The 17,628-nt window shown below is 51.2% G+C and carries 17 protein-coding genes; 11 read left to right on the forward strand and 6 right to left on the reverse strand.

Annotated elements, in window-relative coordinates; all coding sequences use genetic code 11:
* Window positions 1-16 precede the first annotated feature (16 nt).
* Both Q1A69_RS07175 and Q1A69_RS07180 read right to left on the reverse strand, forming a co-directional pair.
* The gene (locus Q1A69_RS07175; RefSeq protein ID WP_299583254.1) at window positions 17-481 is read right to left on the reverse strand and encodes a peptidylprolyl isomerase; all 465 of its coding nucleotides are present in this window, start codon (window positions 479-481) and stop codon (window positions 17-19) included.
* A 127-nt stretch (window positions 482-608) separates the two neighbouring features.
* Complete coding sequence (locus Q1A69_RS07180; protein WP_299583257.1) at window positions 609-968, reverse strand: hypothetical protein; 360 nt, start codon at window positions 966-968, stop codon at window positions 609-611.
* A 337-nt stretch (window positions 969-1,305) separates the two neighbouring features.
* Between Q1A69_RS07180 and Q1A69_RS07185 the strand changes: the two genes are divergently transcribed.
* The 4 genes from Q1A69_RS07185 to Q1A69_RS07200 all read left to right on the forward strand — a co-directional run bounded on the left by Q1A69_RS07185 (window position 1,306) and on the right by Q1A69_RS07200 (window position 5,394).
* Window positions 1,306-1,728 carry an HIT family protein gene (locus tag Q1A69_RS07185; protein WP_299583260.1) on the forward strand — a complete coding sequence of 141 codons (423 nt, stop codon included), beginning with the start codon at window positions 1,306-1,308 and terminating at the stop codon, window positions 1,726-1,728.
* A 140-nt stretch (window positions 1,729-1,868) separates the two neighbouring features.
* On the forward strand, window positions 1,869-2,678 hold the full coding sequence (locus Q1A69_RS07190; protein ID WP_299583263.1) for a DUF2807 domain-containing protein: 810 nt from the start codon (window positions 1,869-1,871) through the stop codon (window positions 2,676-2,678).
* Between the two features lie 122 nt (window positions 2,679-2,800).
* Window positions 2,801-4,258 (forward strand): YcjX family protein, encoded by a 1,458-nt coding sequence (locus tag Q1A69_RS07195; RefSeq protein WP_299583266.1) that lies wholly within the window; start codon window positions 2,801-2,803, stop codon window positions 4,256-4,258.
* Entirely contained in the window at window positions 4,258-5,394 is a 1,137-nt protein-coding gene (locus tag Q1A69_RS07200) for a TIGR01620 family protein (RefSeq protein ID WP_299583270.1), read from the forward strand. The genes Q1A69_RS07195 and Q1A69_RS07200 overlap by 1 nt, the downstream gene beginning before the upstream one ends.
* 62 nt (window positions 5,395-5,456) lie before the next feature.
* Here the strand turns inward: Q1A69_RS07200 and Q1A69_RS07205 are convergent, their stop codons facing one another.
* Window positions 5,457-5,969, reverse strand: a complete 513-nt coding sequence (locus Q1A69_RS07205) for a hypothetical protein (protein WP_299583273.1) — start codon at window positions 5,967-5,969, stop codon at window positions 5,457-5,459.
* A 229-nt stretch (window positions 5,970-6,198) separates the two neighbouring features.
* Here Q1A69_RS07205 and gorA point away from each other — a divergent pair, with 229 nt between their 5' ends.
* The gene (gorA, locus tag Q1A69_RS07210; RefSeq protein ID WP_299583276.1) at window positions 6,199-7,557 is read left to right on the forward strand and encodes a glutathione-disulfide reductase; all 1,359 of its coding nucleotides are present in this window, start codon (window positions 6,199-6,201) and stop codon (window positions 7,555-7,557) included.
* Window positions 7,558-7,737: 180 nt separating this feature from the next.
* On the opposite strand, the gene Q1A69_RS07215 is transcribed toward gorA, so the two are convergent.
* Window positions 7,738-8,097, reverse strand: coding sequence for an HPF/RaiA family ribosome-associated protein (locus tag Q1A69_RS07215; protein ID WP_299583279.1), 360 nt, complete (start codon window positions 8,095-8,097; stop codon window positions 7,738-7,740).
* 482 nt (window positions 8,098-8,579) lie between these two features.
* Between Q1A69_RS07215 and Q1A69_RS07220 the strand changes: the two genes are divergently transcribed.
* On the forward strand, window positions 8,580-9,572 hold the full coding sequence (locus tag Q1A69_RS07220; protein WP_299583282.1) for a hypothetical protein: 993 nt from the start codon (window positions 8,580-8,582) through the stop codon (window positions 9,570-9,572).
* 46 nt (window positions 9,573-9,618) lie between these two features.
* Here Q1A69_RS07220 and thpR read toward each other — a convergent pair whose 3' ends face one another.
* A complete protein-coding gene (gene thpR / locus Q1A69_RS07225; protein ID WP_299583285.1) occupies window positions 9,619-10,203 on the reverse strand; it encodes an RNA 2',3'-cyclic phosphodiesterase in 585 nt (194 codons plus the stop codon).
* Window positions 10,204-10,350: 147 nt separating this feature from the next.
* On the opposite strand from thpR, the gene Q1A69_RS07230 reads away from it, so the two are divergent.
* On the forward strand, window positions 10,351-10,842 hold the full coding sequence (locus Q1A69_RS07230; RefSeq protein WP_299583288.1) for an Hsp20 family protein: 492 nt from the start codon (window positions 10,351-10,353) through the stop codon (window positions 10,840-10,842).
* A 169-nt stretch (window positions 10,843-11,011) separates the two neighbouring features.
* Window positions 11,012-11,497 (forward strand): class I SAM-dependent methyltransferase, encoded by a 486-nt coding sequence (locus Q1A69_RS07235; RefSeq protein ID WP_366525558.1) that lies wholly within the window; start codon window positions 11,012-11,014, stop codon window positions 11,495-11,497.
* Here Q1A69_RS07235 and Q1A69_RS07240 read toward each other — a convergent pair.
* Window positions 11,477-12,463 carry a helix-turn-helix domain-containing protein gene (locus tag Q1A69_RS07240; protein WP_299583294.1) on the reverse strand — a complete coding sequence of 329 codons (987 nt, stop codon included), beginning with the start codon at window positions 12,461-12,463 and terminating at the stop codon, window positions 11,477-11,479. The genes Q1A69_RS07235 and Q1A69_RS07240 overlap by 21 nt on opposite strands.
* A gap of 137 nt (window positions 12,464-12,600) precedes the next feature.
* On the opposite strand from Q1A69_RS07240, the gene Q1A69_RS07245 reads away from it, so the two are divergent.
* The 3 genes from Q1A69_RS07245 (at window position 12,601) to fadB (ending at window position 17,622) form a co-directional block, all read left to right on the forward strand.
* Window positions 12,601-14,457: a beta-ketoacyl synthase gene (locus Q1A69_RS07245; protein WP_299583297.1), complete on the forward strand. Its 1,857-nt coding sequence runs from the start codon at window positions 12,601-12,603 to the stop codon at window positions 14,455-14,457.
* A gap of 98 nt (window positions 14,458-14,555) precedes the next feature.
* Entirely contained in the window at window positions 14,556-15,218 is a 663-nt protein-coding gene (locus Q1A69_RS07250) for a helix-turn-helix domain-containing protein (RefSeq protein WP_299583300.1), read from the forward strand.
* Between the two features lie 247 nt (window positions 15,219-15,465).
* Window positions 15,466-17,622, forward strand: a complete 2,157-nt coding sequence (fadB, locus tag Q1A69_RS07255; RefSeq protein ID WP_299583303.1) for a fatty acid oxidation complex subunit alpha FadB — start codon at window positions 15,466-15,468, stop codon at window positions 17,620-17,622.
* The last annotated feature ends 6 nt before the right edge of the window (window positions 17,623-17,628 follow it).

Raw genomic sequence — 17,628 nt, forward strand, 5'->3', positions numbered from 1 at the left:
TGGGCCGCTATGCAGTTTAGTGCACGTGACCGTGGTCGATCTCTTCCTCAGTCGCATCACGTACAGAGACAACTTCAATATCAAAGTGCAGCTCTACTCCCGCCAGCGGATGGTTGCCATTGATGGTGACTTCATCGCCATCGATATCGACAACTTCGACTTCAATGGGATGGCCATCGGTGCTTTGAGCGTGAAAAGCCATGCCAACCTCAAGGTCTTCAACGCCACCGAAGGCGCTGCGCGGCATGGTTTGGATCAGCTCGGGGTTCTGCTGGCCGTAGCCATCTTCAGGAGCGATTACCGCAGTGAATTTGTCCCCGGGTGCCTTTTCCAGCATTTCCCGCTCGAGGCCGGGAATGATATTGCCCACGCCCTGCAGATACTTGAGCGGTTCCCCATTGGCGGAGGAGTCAATGACTGTTCCGTCTGCATCTTTCAGGGTGTAGTTAATCTCCACAACTGTGTGGTTGGCAATCTTCATGAATAGTCTCTGATTCTGATATAGAAGTAGCGCTTACCGTTGCGCTGGAAAACGGGAGGTAAAGGCTGTGAGGGAGCAATTGTATTGAGAGGTTGCACGCGCCGCAACTGATGCGGCGCGCTGTGGTTCAGCAGGCGATGGAGAGGTCCTGTTCACAACCACCATAAAGGCTACTGGCCGTTTGTACGAGGTCTGTACTGAGCTGCCAGGGAAAGCCTAGCTCTTCCAGGCGGGCCTCAAGGTATTCGAGGAGTGCGTCGAACAGGGCTGGATTCAGGCCGCGGGCAAGGAAGCTGGCACGGCTACTGCGATCTGGCTCGGGTTGTTCGGAGAAGGCGTGGTTTAGGAATTGTGCTTGGCGGCTTTGTTGTTTGCGATGATCGCAGGTTTCGTAATTGGAAAGGTGTCGGCCTATGGTTTCGTAAAATTCATTGACTGTATGACAGACAAATTTAGCACCACCGACCTGATCTAACAGGCTGTCCATATCTCTCCCCCCGGTGAGCAGTTGGTACTGAAATATAAAATTCCGCAGAGCCGAAAAAATATTGTGATAACGAAAAATGCACAGGATGCATTGGCTCAATTACGGTACAGCATTAATTGCAGTGCAGCGTAAGTCATATCTTCTTGGACTGCCAACTTGCTTTAAGAATATTGTCATTCTGTTCGACAGGTTGTTATTGGTTTTGCTTTTATCTACGCCAAATAAAAAATTGCTATTTATATTAGTGTTTTTTATCACTTTGCTCTGTGTTTAATAGTGTAGATGTTAGACTGCACGATTGAACCAAATATAAAATTGCAACAGGTTGGAACAAATTATGGCAAGCATTTTTACTCAGATTTTGAATGGGGACTTACCTGGGCACTTTATCTGGCGAGACGATAAAGCTATTGCGATTATGACCATTTCCCCGATTAAGCCCGGCCATTGCCTGGTAATTCCGGTGGAAGAAATTAATCATTGGGATGAGGTTCCCCCGGAGCTTGCCGCACACTTGATGTTGGTTGCCCAAAAAGTCGCCAAAGGCTTGAAATCAGTTTATTCACCTAAGCGGGTGGGAGTGATGATTGCCGGGCTGGAAGTGCCGCACACCCATATGCATCTGATTCCAGTTGATGCATTGACAGACTTTGACTTTTCCTTGCAGAAAAATGCAACATCTGAGCAGCTGGCCATGGAAGCTGAGAAAATCCGCGGTGCGCTGCAGAAGTTGGGCTGCGCGGAGGCGGAGTGTGCTTAGGCTAGGCTTGTTAAAATTGAGTAAAGACTGATCAGTCTTTGCTTTTAGTGCCTCAGAAATTTTTCTGATGGCACTGCATCCAGTTCACCTGCTCGGGTAGTCTAGTAATACGAGACAGTGATAATTATGAGAATTTTGCAATGGCAACCACTAAAAAAGCTTTTTTAGCCCCACTGATTGCTCTACTGACCCTTTTTGCGGTTGGCAGTGCTCATGCTGAGGCAGAAGAAATGGAAAGTAAAAGCTTCGATGTCAATGGATTTACCCGGGTATCCCTCAAAGGCAGTTCCCATGTCGAGGTGATACAGGGGGACCATTTTGCCGTGAATGCTACGGGCCCGGCTGAAGTAATGGCCCACGCCAAAGCCCAGCTGAAAGGCGACACGCTCGAGCTGTCTGTGGATGATAATACTCAGCGCTGGTTTGGTGTGATAACCATCACCCGCGATCTGGATCAAAAGGTACAGTTTACGGTAACCATGCCAAAGGTTGAGGCTATTGTGGTGCTGGGATCCGGCCAAGCTGTGGCGGAATCGCTCGAGAGTGAGAGTCTTGACCTTGGAGTCACGGGCTCGGGTACCGTGCGAATTGCCAAGGCAGCGGCTGAGAACCTCAACGCATATGTCACTGGTTCTGGGGACTTGATCTTAGACAAGGCCTTATCAGTCACCAGTGAAATTGCGATTAGTGGCTCGGGTGACGTTTTCTTGGGGGGCATCACCGGTGAGAAACTTTCTGCCGAAATCAAAGGCTCTGGTGATATGCGGGTAGGCGGCCGTGTAGCCGATGTCAATATCCGCATTATGGGTTCTGGCGACTTTGTCGGTCGCAGCTTGCGCGCAGATAACGCGACAGGTTCTGTGATGGGGTCCGGGGATATTGTTCTGAAGCGTCCGCAGCGGGATTCTTTCACCGTAATGGGATCGGGCGACGTTGCCTTGGTGGACTAACTCCTCCCTGTCGAACTGCACATAGCCAGGCACTGCCAGTAACGGCAGTGCCTGGCCTTTTTTGGGGCCCATTTTTCGGGCCTGTTCTCTATTTTGGAAGTAAACTCCCGATGGAATCGCAGGTGACAGGGCCCGGGCAGGAGAGCTCGGAGCGCCCTTCAGGTAGTCGAGGCGAGCGGAGCCGACGGCTCAAGGAAAAATTGCGCCACTGGGGGCGTGGCGCACAGGAAAAATCTCATTGGGTCGCCGAGCGACTCATGGACCGTCGTATTTGTGTGGGGGTGACGGGGTTGAGTGGAGCGGGAAAATCAACCCTGCTTACCAGTTTGATCTACCAGCTGAGCCACCCGCAAAAGGCACAGTTACCCGGTTTTGCGCCGGCGCTGAACGGAGATCTGCTCGGCGCGGAGTTAAAGCCAGCCCTAGACTCCGGCCTGCCAGTGTTTGACTATGAAAGTTGTCTCTCCGCCTTGATGTCTCACCCCCCCAAATGGCCACAAGGCACGCGCGATGTTTCGGCTATGGAGTTGCATATTCACTTGCGGCGCCATGGCCGTTTTCGTGGCAGCAGCCCTAAGACTCTGATTTTGGAGTTGCGAGACTATCCGGGTGAATGGTTGATGGACCTGCCAATGCTACGCATGGATTATCGTGAGTGGTGTAGACATCAAGCCCATATTATCGAATCGGATACCCGTGCAGGATTGGCCCCGGAACTGGTAACTCGCCTGGCGGCTCTATCGCCCCAAGCTGAAGCAAATGGGTCTGAGCTGGCGAGGTTGTGGAACGATTACCGCGGTTTCCTGTTGGACTGCCGCCGTGAGCGCAAGCTCAGTTATTTACAGCCTGGACGAGCGCTTCTCGATGAAGAGGATTACAGCTTATTGCCCCTGCTTGATCTGCGCGGGTTTAATGCCGGGGAGTTGGAGCAGCTGCCAGAAACGAGCAACTACCAGGTTTTACGCCGTCATTACGAAGCATATGTGCAGGGTCAGGTGGCCCCCTTTTTGGAGAGTCACTTCAAGCACCTCGATCGACAATTAGTGTTGGTGGATATGATCGGTACTCTTTTTGCTGGGGAGCAAGCCCTCGATGATATGCGCCTGGCATTCACTCATATAGCCGATACCTTTCGCTATGGGGAATCCGGTTTACTGAGTAAGTTGTGGCGCCCAAAGGTTAATCGTTTGTTATTTGCCGCTACTAAGGTCGATCAAGTGCTGGCCGCCGACCACGATGCTTTGCGCCAGTTACTCGGGCAGCAATTACAGCAAACTTTCACGGGAGCCCGGCATCGTGGATTACCGATTTTTAGTGAGGCTATTGCTGCGGTGCGATGTTCTCGTGAAGATCAGCGTAATGGCCGGCGGATGTTGGTGGGGCACGATCTAGAAGGGCGTTATTTGGGCTTTGAGAATGCTGAGATTTCCTCTCATTTGCCGAGAGAGGAGCGGGACTGGAGCCACTATACCGGTGCGGCGCCGCCCCAGTTACGCCCCCCGCAGGGAATGGATTCGGGCTCCATTCCGCATATTCGTGTCGATGCGCTTCTGAATTTGTTGCTTGGAGATAAGGTCTGATGGGGGATGATGACAAAGAAACTCTGCGTCGTACGACGCGAATAGAGTCCTTACAGGAGCCAGAGCGGGAAGCTTCGCACAGAGAGACCACACGGGTAGAAGCTCTTCGAGAAGAGGATGGGGATATTCCCAGGTCTATTACCACAGGAGAGTCCCTGCCAGACCGAATTGCTTTCTCGGAGTTACGCTTACCTGTTTTTCGCTTGAAATGGTTGAAGCCGGCACTATTTTCGACAATTGCGTTGATCGTTGCCGTGCTTGGGTGGGAGTTGCGCCAGCTGTATACCTGGGCGGCGGATAAACATTGGGGCCTTGGTGTTCTCGCTGGAGTGGTGATCGCGACCTTCGTATTTGCAATTGCCAGCTCTCTATGGGAATTTTTTCGTGCGGGGCGGCCCCTGCGGAAATTGCAAAAAACCCAGACGATGGCTGCAGAAATGCGGGAGAGTCGCAGCCATGAGGAAGCTGAGCCTTTTCGCCAACAACTTCAGGACCACTTTGCAGGGAAACCTCAGGGAGTACTGCTCAATCGGGTGCTGGATGAGACGCCGGATTACTACGATAGCAGTGAGCTGCTACAGCATCTAGAGGTGACTTTCCTCGATGCCCTCGATCAGGAGGCCAAGCGGCGTGTGGTGCGTCACTCTACAACAACAGGGGCTTTGGTGGGCCTCAGTCCCTTTGCCAGTCTCGACATCCTGGTGGCTCTGCGCCAATCGTTGCGAATGATTGATGATGTGGCGCAAATTTACGGAGTGCAGCCGTCCCTGGTCGTGCGTTGGCGCTTGTTCAAAAAGGTGCTTGCGCTGGTGGCTTACAGTGGAGCCAGTGAATATGCGATTAGTGAAATGTGGCCGGATCTGGTGGGCGACAGTTTAATTGGTACGGTGTCAGCACGCCTAGGCCAGGGCGTTGGGGCGAGCTTGTTTGTGGCGCGTATCGGGCTTGCCGCTATGCAGAGTTGTAGGCCTGTCCCCTTTGCTGAAAAGCGCCGCCCAAGGCTGTCTGCGTTGATATCACGGATTGGGGCAGGGTTGAAGGAGCGTATGCCGGAAGTCTTTTCGATGGTGGGCTTCAATCGCCGAACAGTTAACTCTCCGTCTAAACCAGAAGTGAAATATTCACGTAAGGGTTAATTTCACCAGGAGGAGGGGCCCGCTGAGTATGCGGGCCCTAGGGACCTTTGTGAGATCACGGCTTATTGAAACTGCTTTTTCATTAATAGGCGCGTATGGTGGCGGTCCACCAACTGTGCCAGGGTGGTGAAGCGGCGTTTGATGAAAGGTGCGGGGTTGTTATTTCCCGTATCATCCCGATATTCAACCCCGGAGCGGACATGTTGTAGCTCTCGGGTTAACTCATTGATCGCCATAAAGATGTCTTGGGTGTCATCCTGGCTGTGAAAAATGTAAGTGTTATTGGTGTCTACCAAGTACTCATTGCATTCATTCAGCCATTCGGATCGCTGCTCAAGAAAGCGGATTGTATTGCGAATGCCCCCCTTATACTCGGGGTTGAAGTGTTCATTAACATACTTGCCCAGGCTGCGCATGCCCGAGCCGACAAATTGTTCCACCACACTGCTGCAATACTCTTCTGTGAGATAAGAAGGGTGGGTTTTGGCGCTGCTCGAGGTGCTTGCAATCAGCAGAGACAGAAGCCCCAGGGCTCGTAAAATGGCTGAAGTAGGAGAGTTCATTGTCTTGCCCATGCGTTACTCTTTTCAGTGGCCGTTATTCTATCCGCCAAACTTGCTCAGTTGTTTTAACTCTTTGATTGGCGAAGCATTTTTTGTGACAGTTATCACATGAATATCGAAGAGGTGAAAAAGTGTCAACGGTTATTAAGTGCGGAATGACAGCTTTGACGCAAAATGCGTGATGTAGGGATTATGACTTTCGATATTTGTCCGGAAACTAAATTAGAGATTGAGGTTTGCTTTGGCAGAATTTGCATTTGACCTTTTTGTGATTGGGGCGGGCTCTGGTGGTGTGCGAGCCGCGCGAATGGCTGCGGCTCAGGGGATGAAGGTGGCTGTGGCCGAAGACCGTTATATGGGCGGCACTTGCGTTAATGTGGGCTGTGTCCCCAAAAAATTATTTGTCTATGCCAGTGGCTTTAGTGAAGACTTTAGCGATGCCAAAGCGTATGGCTGGGAAGCTCCTGTTGCGGAGTTTAACTGGCCAACATTACGTGATAACAATGCTAAGGAAATAACCCGGCTTAATAATATTTACCGCAATCTGTTGGTAAATTCCGGTGTAACAGTTTTTGATGGGCGGGCCAAGGTCACAGGTGCTAACACCGTGGTGGTAAATGAGCGTGAATATACTGCCCAGAGAATGTTGGTCGCCACAGGTGGCTGGCCTTTTGTTCCTGATATTCCGGGTAAAGAATTTATTTTGACCTCTAACGATGTATTTTCCATGGAGGCTTTCCCGAAACGCGTACTGGTTGTTGGAGGTGGGTATATCGCGGTTGAGTTTGCGGGGATATTTGCCGGCTTGGGGGCTGAAACCCACCTCTCTTATCGCCGGGAACTATTCCTGCGAGGTTTTGATCGTGATATTCGCCATTTTGTCCGCGATGAAATGGTTAAGAAAAATATCGATTTAAAATTTAATCATCAGGTGAGTGCCATTGAGAAATTGCAGGATGGTAGTTTTCTTGTGCATGCGGGGGATGGTTCCAGCTTGAATGTGGATATGGTCCTCTATGCAACTGGGCGAGTTGCGAATACTGAAGGGCTTGGCCTGAAAGAGCGGGGAGTGGTGCTGCACAGGGATGGCACCATCTCTGTTGATGATAATTTCCGCACCAACATTCACTCCATTTACGCGCTTGGGGATGTTACTGGTGAGCCGCAGTTGACACCCGTGGCCCTTGCGGAGGCGATGGCTTTGGTGAAACACTGGCGTACGGGAAATACAGCCGAAATTGATTACAACAATATCCCGACGGCGGTATTTTGCCAGCCAAATATTGGCACGGTAGGGCTCTCTGAAGAGGAGGCTAGAGATTCTGGAATCTCTGTCACTGTTTATAAATCAGAGTTTCGCCCGATGCGCCACACAGTGAGTGGTAATACCGAGCGGACACTGATGAAACTGGTGGTAGATGCCGAGACCGATAAGGTGATTGGCGTTCACATGGTTGGTGATGATGCCGGTGAGATTATCCAGGGTTTGGCTGTGGCCTTGAAGGCGGGCGCCACCAAGCAAACGTTTGATGAGACAATTGGCATTCATCCAACAGCCGCTGAGGAATTTGTCACAATGCGTACGCCCGTAGGTGGATAGTTTGCGGCTTATAACCCCTGCCTTGCAGATTGCTTCAGTCGCCTTTGGGGTTGATGGGTTTTTTCGTTTGGAGAGACCTGGAATGTAATAGGGGTTATTCACGAACTGCCTACATTATCGGGGCTCAAGTAAAAACGGCGCATTTGCGCCGTTTTTGTGATTTGCTCGCTAATTTAGTTCTTACTCCTCCACGGTCTCCTCGGCTTCACAAAGTGCTTGGTGTCGCTGCGCTTTTTTGCGTTCGCTACGCTCTTTCAGGCAGCGTTCTGCTGAAGCAAATGTGTCATTAACAGCCCGGTGTATAGATTCGTTTTCATTACTGATGGTCACTGGATTGCCGCTGATGGCCAGTTCGAGGGAGGCTTTAAATTGTTTGCCTTTGCTTTTGTGCTGGTGGGGAGCTTCTAGAACTACACGGCTGTGTATGATTTCGCCACAATAACGTTCCAGTTTGTGTAACTTTCTAGATACCGTGTCTGATAGGGCGGCGGATTTGTCGATATCGCGGAACACAATGTTATCGTTGGACGCTGATTTCATAGGTAAATACCTCCGGTTATAGGAAACCATGCAGGCCGCTTTTGCGGTTTGCTAATAAAGAAGGTAGGGCGCCCTAAAGGGAGGGGTCGAGACCGCAGTAGAATCGCCGATTCACCAGGAGCGCAACGAATATTGCTGTCGGAACAGCTCTGGGTGTTTTACGTCCGGGTCGGGTTTCCGCTGTGTCTAGCGATCGTCTCCCTGTTACCCATAATGCTTCCGCTAAAAAAAAAATCAAGCGCTATCACTGGAAAATGTCACAGAAAATTCGCTGAAGAGTCATTAAGGCGACTTTCATTGCCAAGTTTTGGTGTCGGATTGATCGAATGGGTACAAAGGGTGGACGAGAGGTCATTGCTCGCGAGCTCAGCACTGCGTAAAATTAACGTTGCTGTACTGGGGGTTTGGGAAGCTTGAACAAAAAACAACCTCTGGGCTTTTATCTTATGAGTGTCGAAAAATCGAGAAATGGGTTCTGGACAATGGCGGTAAAGCGGTACTGCTCGCTCTTCTTGGCGGGCCTGGTAGTTTTTGGCGGGGCGGTTGCGCAGGCGCAATCCGCTCTCAATGTGGAAAAAAACCGACTGGCACGTCTGGAGCAGTCTCTGGAAAACAGGCAGGTTGAGCTGGAGGATATCGAGAACGAGCTGCTCTCGTATGAGTACAAGCTTGAGCGAGCGCAGGAATCTCTTAATGAGTTGCGCAAGGAGTATGAGGAGAGTCGCGTTGAGCTCGAAGAGGCCCGTCGGTTACATGAATCTAATGGAACCTCGGACTCTGAACGCCGCCTGACCAAGGCTAAGCACAGTTTTGCTATGGCAGAGCGAGGTGTGGATAGCCGCAGTCGCCGCTTGGAGTTTATTCAGGCAAACCATGAGGAGCTTCTGTCAAAGCTTGGGGCGGAGAGGCAGGCAATCGCCGAAACCAAGACTAAGATCTCTGCTCAGCAGGATAAGATTGGCGAAGTGGTGGATTCTATGGTCGCCAAGGCGGAGGCTTCTGAAAGGCGTGCCGCACTGGCTAGAAAAGCAAGGGCTGAGAAGCCTAAGCCTCCGAAATTAAAGACTGCGGCAATAGAAAAGCCGAAGAAGCGTGAGGTTCCACCCGAGCCAGCCCCGACTGTTGAGACGCAAATTGATCCAGAGCTACTCGCTTACGTGAAGCGTGAGCAAAAACGCCTGGATAACTTGCTTTCAGATAAAAACGGGGAAAACAAGCAGACTTTCCGTAATTTGATGCTTAAGCCCTCTGGCGGAGAGCGCTTGTCTTTTGAGTTCCTGGGAAAAAATCAATATCGGTTGGTGGCGACTGTTGAAGCTGGCCGTCAGACATACAAGATCAACACCTGGAAGTTTCGTCGTACGATTCCCGCCGAGGATGACGGTACCCGTTATGTTTTCGTCTTTGATGCACGCCGACTTTCGCGCCCCCGTTTAGTGATGTACCCAGAGTACGCTTTAGATGCCTTAAAATAGAACGCTTTGAGCCCGCTTAATGCGGGCTTTTTTATGTTTTGTGGCGTTATCTTTCACAAAGGGCAGCTTCGAGTAGGGGGTGGTAATGACTGCTCTGAGGTTTTGGAGTGCTCTCGTAAAGAGTGATGTTTTCAACTGATATCGAAAAGTCCAGCCTGAACGGTGAGGATTGTTCAAACCCTTCTTTGCTGCGTGCTAGGGTGATATGTGGCCGGTAAGTCCGCTTTTCAGGTGTTATACCTAACACGCCAATAATTCGGTTACAGTTTTGGTGGAGCTCCAGCAGGCTGGGATTGGTCGCCAGTTCCACGACAAGGGCTTTCGGGTTGCGCCTAGGGAATGGATTCAATGAGTAAATCAATCCCTGAAACCTGGGTTTTTTTTGCGCGAGCGCAATAAGGCCTTGCCTAAGGGGTGGAATTATTTCTCTTGGGGTGTTCCCCAGAAACGCGAGTGTTAGGTGCCGATTAGCTGGAGTGGTCCAGCGAAGATGGTCGCTTTTTATGTTCTCTAGTTGTTTTTGGTAACGCTTTATTAAGTTGTCGAGGAATTCCTGTGTTTTTTTGTCAGGCCTCACGCCAATAAATAAGCGGGAAGTAGTTTGTCCTGACGGTTTCTCTTCTTTTTGCATTTTTCTTCTTCCACGCCTTGAAATTTTTGTGGTCGTCCTTATCTCTGGAGTGCGGGTGGTAGCTTAAAGCGAAAAGTGCCGCCGCTGGTAATGCTCGGGCTTAATGGCGAGCAGAATTTAATATTGCTCTGAATTGAGGATATAACAATGCGTAATTTTGATTTTTCCCCTTTATACCGTTCCGCAATTGGCTTTGACCGTATGGCCAGCTTACTGGATGCAATGAGCACCAGCGAGCAGAAACAGCCTTCCTACCCCCCTTACGATATAGAATTGACCGGTGAGGATAGCTATAGGATTACAATGGCAGTGGCGGGTTTCGAGCAGTCTGAGCTCGACATTCAGGTAGAGCAAAACCGCCTCACCGTAAATGGAAAGAAGCCTGAAGATCCTGCGCAAAGAAACTTTTTGCATAGAGGGATCGCTGCGAGAAATTTTGAGCGGCGCTTTCAGTTGGCAGATCATGTAAAAGTGACCGATGCGAAACTTGCCAATGGCTTGCTTCACATTGAGCTGGTACGAGAAATACCAGAGGCAATGAAGTCGCGTAAAATAGAAATTAGCGAAGGTAAGTTGCTGCATCACAATGAAGCTGTGAAGGACGAAGCCGATAAAAAGTCGGATTCGGTAGCCGCATAAATTGTCCCAAGCTTGCCCGCTGTGCCGCTATTCCGCGGCACAGTTTTACTATCGAGATAAGGTTCGCAGTTACTACCAATGTAACCGCTGCGCTCTGGTGTTTGTTCCCTCTGAGCATCACCTCTCTGCAAAAGAAGAGCATGCATATTACGACCTTCACGAGAACGGGATGGAAGATGAAGGCTATCACCGCTTCCTCAGTCGATGTGCTTCGCCCCTATTGAAAGAACTCTCGCCAGCGAGTGAAGGTTTGGACTTTGGTTGTGGACCAGCCCCACTATTAGCTCGTATTTTGATGGAAAACGGCCACAGAGTGGAATTGTTTGACCGTTATTATTTCCCAGAATATGGTGCCATTAAAAAAGACTACGACTTTATCGTGGCGACGGAAGTTGTAGAGCATTTGGCTGCCCCTGGAGATGAGTTGACAAGGCTTTGGCGGCAATTACGCCCTGGCGGTTTTATGGCACTGATGACAAAACTAGTTATTTCACCCGAGCGTTTTGCCAGTTGGCACTATATTCGTGATCCAACACATATCTCCTTTTTCAGTGCAGAGACTTTACGTTGGCTCGCTCAGGAGTTGGGCGCTGAACTGCAGTTTGTCGACAGTGATGTTATCTTTCTAAAGAAATCAGGTGTTTACCCGGAATAACTTTGCTCTCACTGTGGCTCGGTACTCACTTGGGGTTGTGGACAGGAATTTTTTAAAGAGTGCCGTGAAGTGCCCCATGTCTTGGTAGCCCACTTTTTCCGCAATTTCATTAACGGATAAGTTGCTTGACTGCAAGAGTTCTCTAGCCATGTCCACTCGCACATTTTGCAAGTATTGCAGGGGGGTCTGTCCTGTCGCCAGTTTGAAGCGTCGATTAAAGGAGCGGACACTCATATCGAACATTTGCGCCACTTCGCTGAGGCGTACTTCCGTATTGCAGTGTTCTTTCAGCCATGCCTGGGCTTGCACAATATCTTCGTCGGGGTGCAGGCGTACTGCCCCTTCAGAATAGGCGATTTCCTCGAAGGGTCTGCGGATCTCATGGGAGAAGTTTCGTTCTACATGGCTGGCAACTGCGGGTCCGTAGAGCTGGCGGATCATATGCACGGTGACGTCTGCGAGGGCATTGACACTGGCGGCGCAAAAGAGCTTGTCCGCCTGAGTAATAAAGTACTGGCGTTTTAACTTGACTTCGGGGTAGTCAGCGCTAAAGCGGTCGAAATAATGCCAGTGCGTGGTGGCGGGTTTACCATTGAGTAGGCCCGCTTCTGCTAGGAAACAAACACCGGTTCCCACTGCGCTAATAGATGCTCCTAATTCAGCCTGATCTCTCAGCCATTTCAGCAACGGTCCGCTGCGTTTTAAAGCGGGGCGAGGATTACGCCAAAGTGCTGGAATGTAGACTAGATCGCTGTTTGGCGTCTCGCTTAATGCCATATCGGGTTGAAAGGTGAAGCCGCAACGAGATTTCACGGGCTGCCCATCCATGCTGGCTGTCACTAGGCGCAGGGGCTCTGTTCGTCCTTCCACTCGCGCCCGGCTCTCGGCTCCGCGAAGCATCTCTAGGGGGAGTACTGTCCCGGTAGCTAACATTTGATCAATCAGAAGAAAGGTAACCGTACGCATTACATACTCGGGCGCGTTGGCGCCATTGGCTAAAACACTCAATTTTGCTGGCCAGTATGCCCATAACTGGGCGCAATCGCCAGCCCCTACACTCGCAGACATCAAATTTATAGTGTTTAGCTTGGCTGGAGGTCAGGATGCAGCGCCTTCCCGTAATTACCGCGTTTGGTGGTTTTAATCCCGCAGGACGCAGCTCCTTTCATCGGGGGTATGCCCGCACGGTGCTGGAAAAGCTCTCTCTGAGAGAGCGGATTGACACGCTATCCGACCTAGCCGCGCTCATGGGATTGCGCACGGGGTCCGATGCCGCTGGCCCTTTGGGACTAGGTCTGGAACAGCGTGTGCTCGATGGTACCTTGGTGCGAGAATTGGAGGCGCGTTTTTACGACTACCGTAAGTGCCATTTTCACCAGGCTGCGGACCTGGCTAACCACAGTGGCATGTCTTTTGAAATATCCACCCGCCAGCTTCCCCACCCTTTGCCCGATGAATGGCAAGTAGAAAGTGTGGGCAGTGGCAGGGTTCGTGTGACCACCGCAAGCCTTTCTGTCATGTTGGATAGCTTTCGTGAGATTCCGGTTGGTGCCGCGGGGCAGCTGCCTACGGGCTTCGAGCCCGGTGAGCGATATAATTCGCGCTTTCACCCCCGCGGGCTGCAGCTGGCAGTGCTGGGAGCTTCTGATGCGGTGCATTCTATGGGGATCGACTGGGAAACCGTTGTGGCCGCGGCTGGTCCTGGCAATATCTCTGTATACGCCTCATCAGCTATGAGTCAGCTCGACCCCTTTGGGAACGGGGGGCTGATGCAATCCCGGTTGCGTGGTTCCCGGGTCAGCTCCAAGCAGTTGGCATTGGGCTTAAACAGTATGCCTGCGGACTTTGTGAACGCCTATGTGCTGGGTAATGTCGGTTCTACCGGGGCCGTGACCGGAGCCTGTGCCAGTTATTTATACAATCTGCGCTCAGGTGTTGAGGATATTCGCAGTGGTCGAGCCAGAGTGGCCGTTATAGGAGCTGCTGAGGCACCGCTTGTTCCTGAAATTGTCGATGGTTATTCCACCATGGGGGCGCTCGCAACTACTGAGAACCTGCGCAAAATTTTTTCAGGTGAGGTCGATTTCCGCCGTACTAGTCGTCCATTTGGGGAAAACTGTGGATTTACTTTGGGAGAGGGTACTCAGTGGGCGATTCTAATGGATGATACCCTGGCCCTTGAGCTGGGTGCGAACATCCATGGCTCAGTTTCGGGTGTTTATATCAACGCTGATGGTTATAAAAAATCGATCTCCGCACCGGGGCCTGGTAACTATTTGACAATGGCCAGAGCTATGGCGGAGTCGAGAGCGATAGTTGGAGATGAGAGTTTGACGAGACGCAGTTTTGTTCAGGCCCACGGATCCAGCACACCACAAAATCGGGTTACTGAGTCAGCGATACTGGATAGATTGGCTTCTGTTTTCGGAGTGGAGGAGTGGCCAGTGTGTGCAGTGAAAGCTTATGTGGGGCACTCCATTTCGGCGGCTAGTGGGGATCAATTGATCTCTGCGCTGGGTATTTTTGATAGGGGAATAATACCGGGTATTGCCACGGTTGACCGAGTGGCTGACGATGTTCATCAAAAAAATCTACAGATTTCCCTTGAACATGTGGAGCGAGATCCAAGCTCACTGGATCTGGCGTTACTGAATTCTAAAGGTTTTGGAGGAAACAATGCGACGGCAGCGGTGCTTTCCCCCCGCCTGACCCGCTCCATGCTGGAAAAACGTCATGGAGCAAAAGCAATACTCGCCCACCATAGGGATAACGAGGCAGTTGTCGAGCAAGCTGTGGCTTACGATGTGAGAGCGAGCAGGGGAGACCTGCAACCCATCTATCGGTTTGGTGAAGGTCACATAGATGAGGCGGAGATAAATCTCTCCGCTGATAGCGTCACCCTCCCTGGATTCCCACCAGTAGAATTGGATGTTAGCAACCCATTTGATGATATGGTTTAGGTTGTATTTCATTGCCTATCGCCACCGGGGCCAGTTTTTCTTTTGGATTGAACTTATCACAAAAGCACGTATTCGCTGTTAACTGAGTGAGGATTTCAATGGCAGACATGGATGTATGCGATGGAAAAAAAGATGCTGCAGATCTTGGGGTCCGTCTAAAACTGGTGCGAAAAATATACGGCATTTCCCAGCGGCAGTTGGCGCGGCAGGCGGGTGTCACCAATGCCACTATTTCCTTTATCGAGCAGGGGCGGGTGAGCCCTTCTGTAGGTTCGCTTGAGAAAATATTGAGTAGCGTGCCTATGACCCTGTCTGAGTTCTTTTCGTTGGAGCTCGTTGAGTCGGATCCGATTTTCTTTCGCTCCAGTGATATGCCAAATGTCGGTGACGGCCGATTTTTTTGTCAGTTGCTCGGCGGTTCCCGCAGTCAGCGTGCGATGTCTATCTTGCGCACCGTGTTTTCAGAAGGGCAGGATTCCGGCCCCAACCCGTTGATCTTCGATGGGGAGGTTGGGGGGATAGTTATTGCCGGTGAGCTGGAAGTATCTGCGGGATCCGATCTTGCCCTGTTAGAGGCGGGGGATGGTTATTACTTTGGCACCCGGCGACCCCACCGTTTCCGCAACCCAGGTAAAACGGATTGCGTGGTGATTAGTACGGTTAATCCGGCCCATGCCATTGAGGCGTCTTGGGGATCTGTAAGTCAAATAGGAGGCGTGATAAAGGGTGATTTGCGCCATCAAGCTGAAAAAGCGGACTGATTCACGATAGACTGACTCCGCTTAAAGCGTCCGGCCAGCAAGTTATGGCTGGCTATATTGTGTTCTTTGGTGCTGTTGGTGCCAGTGTTTTTGTAAGAAATGGTATTCAAACAATCGTTTGAATCTGGCTATACTACGGCTGACCGTATTGGGCCAAAGTGTCACCGCAAGAGCGGACGGTCCATGGTTGCAAAAAAATTCCGACCCCGGGTCCAGGATTGCGGCCCAGAATAAAAGAGGTCAATCAATGTTATTTAGTGGCAAAGCGCTCACGGTACAAATGCTGGATAACGGCATTGCCGAGCTTAAATTCGACCTGCAAGGCGAATCCGTCAACAAGTTTAACCGTCAGACGGTTACCGAATTCTCCCAGGCTCTGGATGCAATTGAAGCAGCAGACGGCGTTAAAGGTGTGCTGCTTACCAGTGGCAAGGGTGTCTTTATTGTCGGTGCCGATATCACCGAATTTGGTAACGCTTTCTCTGCAGGCGCAGAGGGCGTTGCTGATTTGATGAATCAGAACAATGAAAATATTAACCGCCTGGAAGACCTGCCGGTTCCGACCGCTGTGGCGATCAATGGCTATGCGCTGGGCGGTGGTTTCGAAGTTTGCCTCGGCTGTGACTACCGCTTGATGGGCGAAGAGGCCAAAGTGGGTCTGCCCGAAGTTAAGTTGGGTCTTATCCCAGGTTGGGGCGGTACGGTACGCTTACCGCGGGTAGTGGGTGTGGATGTGGCGGCCGAGTGGATTGCCGCAGGTAAAGAGCAGAAGCCAGCGGCGGCTCTGGAAGCTCATGCTGTAGATACTGTAGTGCCTACCGATAAGCTCAAAGATGCAGCAATTAAGCTGCTTGAGCGCGCAATCAAAGGTGAGTTGGATTATAAGGCCGGTCGTGAGATCAAGAAGTCTCCAATCCCGCTGAATGATACCGAAGCCCTGATGGCCTTCTTTACTACCAAGGCGTTTGTTGGTCAGCAGGCGGGCAAAAATTACCCATCCCCGGTTGCGGCCGTTGAGTCTATTGAGCAGGGTTATAAGTTGACCCGCGATGAAGCTCTGAAGATTGAACAGGAAAAATTTATTTTCTGCGCCCAGACCGGCACCGCTAAATCTCTGGTAGGGCTGTTCCTTGCGGACCAGGCGATCAGTAAGGTTGCCAAGGGTTGGGAAAAGAAAGCCGATAAGCCCATTGAGCGCGCTGCCGTTCTCGGTGCCGGTATTATGGGTGGTGGTATTGCTTACCAGTCTGCCTATAAAGATACTCCGATCAAGATGAAAGATATTGATCAAAAGGGTATCGATCTCGGTTTGAATGAGGCGAATAAACTGCTGTCCAAACTGGTCGACCGCAAACGCCTCACCCCGGTAAAAATGGGTGAAGTGCTCAATCGTATTGAGCCGACCCTGAGCTATGACGGCTTCGAGGATATCGATGTTGTTGTGGAAGCGGTTGTAGAAAACCCAAAAGTCAAGCACGCGGTACTTAAAGAAGTGGAAACCAAGGTGAGCGAAGACACTGTCATCGCCTCCAACACCTCCACTATCTCTATTAACCAGCTGGCTGAGCCTCTGTCCCGTCCTGAAAACTTCCTGGGTATGCACTTCTTTAACCCGGTGCACAAAATGCCGTTGGTTGAGGTGATCCGCGGGGAGAAGACTTCCGATACCGCAGTTGCTCGCGTTGTAGCCTACGCAAACAAAATGGGCAAAAAGGCCATCGTGGTTCGCGACTGCCCTGGATTTCTGGTAAACCGCGTACTGTTCCCTTACTTTGCCGGTTTTTCTATGCTCGTGCGCGATGGTGCGGATTTCCAGGCCGTTGATAAGGTTATGGAGCGCTGGGGTTGGCCTATGGGTCCGGCCTACCTGATGGACGTTGTTGGTATTGATACCGGAGTTCATGCGGAAGGTGTAATGGCTGAGGGCTTCCCTGAGCGTATGGGGAAAACCTTCACTGCAGCCTCAGATGTTATGTACGAAGCTGGTCGTTACGGTCAGAAGAACGGTAAGGGCTTCTATAACTACGAGCAAGACAAGAAAGGTCGCCCGAAGAAAGTGGCTACCGAAGAGGCCTACCAGTTACTCAAGCCGCAGGTTGCTGAGCGCCGTGAGTTCGAAAGGGACGAGGTGATCGAGCGCATGATGGTGCCGATGGCCACCGAGCTGGCTCGCTGCCTGGAAGAAGGGATCGTTGACTCCCCGGCTGAAGCCGATATGGCGCTGATTTACGGTATCGGATTCCCTCCGTTCCGCGGTGGCATTTTTGCCTGGCTGGATAGCATCGGTCTGGATGAATTCGTGAAGATTGCCGATAAGTACGCCGATCTGGGCGAGTTGTACAAGCCGACTGATCGTATGCGTGAAATGGCCGCAAGTGGCAAAACCTACTACGGCGATAAGTGAGGAGAA

This window comes from uncultured Microbulbifer sp., assembly GCF_947498635.1.
In the GTDB taxonomy this organism is placed as follows: domain Bacteria; phylum Pseudomonadota; class Gammaproteobacteria; order Pseudomonadales; family Cellvibrionaceae; genus Microbulbifer; species Microbulbifer echini.

Bases quoted from the DNA above. Each gene is read 5' to 3' on its own strand.
- Q1A69_RS07175 (WP_299583254.1), bottom strand. From the start codon at position 481: ATGAAGATTGCCAACCACACAGTTGTGGAGATTAACTACACCCTGAAA.
- Q1A69_RS07180 (WP_299583257.1), bottom strand. From the start codon at position 968: ATGGACAGCCTGTTAGATCAGGTCGGTGGTGCTAAATTTGTCTGTCAT.
- Q1A69_RS07185 (WP_299583260.1), top strand. From the start codon at position 1,306: ATGGCAAGCATTTTTACTCAGATTTTGAATGGGGACTTACCTGGGCAC.
- Q1A69_RS07190 (WP_299583263.1), top strand. From the start codon at position 1,869: ATGGCAACCACTAAAAAAGCTTTTTTAGCCCCACTGATTGCTCTACTG.
- Q1A69_RS07200 (WP_299583270.1), top strand. From the start codon at position 4,258: ATGGGGGATGATGACAAAGAAACTCTGCGTCGTACGACGCGAATAGAG.
- Q1A69_RS07205 (WP_299583273.1), bottom strand. From the start codon at position 5,969: ATGGGCAAGACAATGAACTCTCCTACTTCAGCCATTTTACGAGCCCTG.
- Q1A69_RS07215 (WP_299583279.1), bottom strand. From the start codon at position 8,097: ATGAAATCAGCGTCCAACGATAACATTGTGTTCCGCGATATCGACAAA.
- Q1A69_RS07220 (WP_299583282.1), top strand. From the start codon at position 8,580: ATGGCGGTAAAGCGGTACTGCTCGCTCTTCTTGGCGGGCCTGGTAGTT.
- thpR (WP_299583285.1), bottom strand. From the start codon at position 10,203: ATGCAAAAAGAAGAGAAACCGTCAGGACAAACTACTTCCCGCTTATTT.
- Q1A69_RS07230 (WP_299583288.1), top strand. From the start codon at position 10,351: ATGCGTAATTTTGATTTTTCCCCTTTATACCGTTCCGCAATTGGCTTT.
- Q1A69_RS07235 (WP_366525558.1), top strand. From the start codon at position 11,012: ATGGAAGATGAAGGCTATCACCGCTTCCTCAGTCGATGTGCTTCGCCC.
- Q1A69_RS07240 (WP_299583294.1), bottom strand. From the start codon at position 12,463: ATGCGTACGGTTACCTTTCTTCTGATTGATCAAATGTTAGCTACCGGG.
- Q1A69_RS07245 (WP_299583297.1), top strand. From the start codon at position 12,601: ATGCAGCGCCTTCCCGTAATTACCGCGTTTGGTGGTTTTAATCCCGCA.
- Q1A69_RS07250 (WP_299583300.1), top strand. From the start codon at position 14,556: ATGGCAGACATGGATGTATGCGATGGAAAAAAAGATGCTGCAGATCTT.
- fadB (WP_299583303.1), top strand. From the start codon at position 15,466: ATGTTATTTAGTGGCAAAGCGCTCACGGTACAAATGCTGGATAACGGC.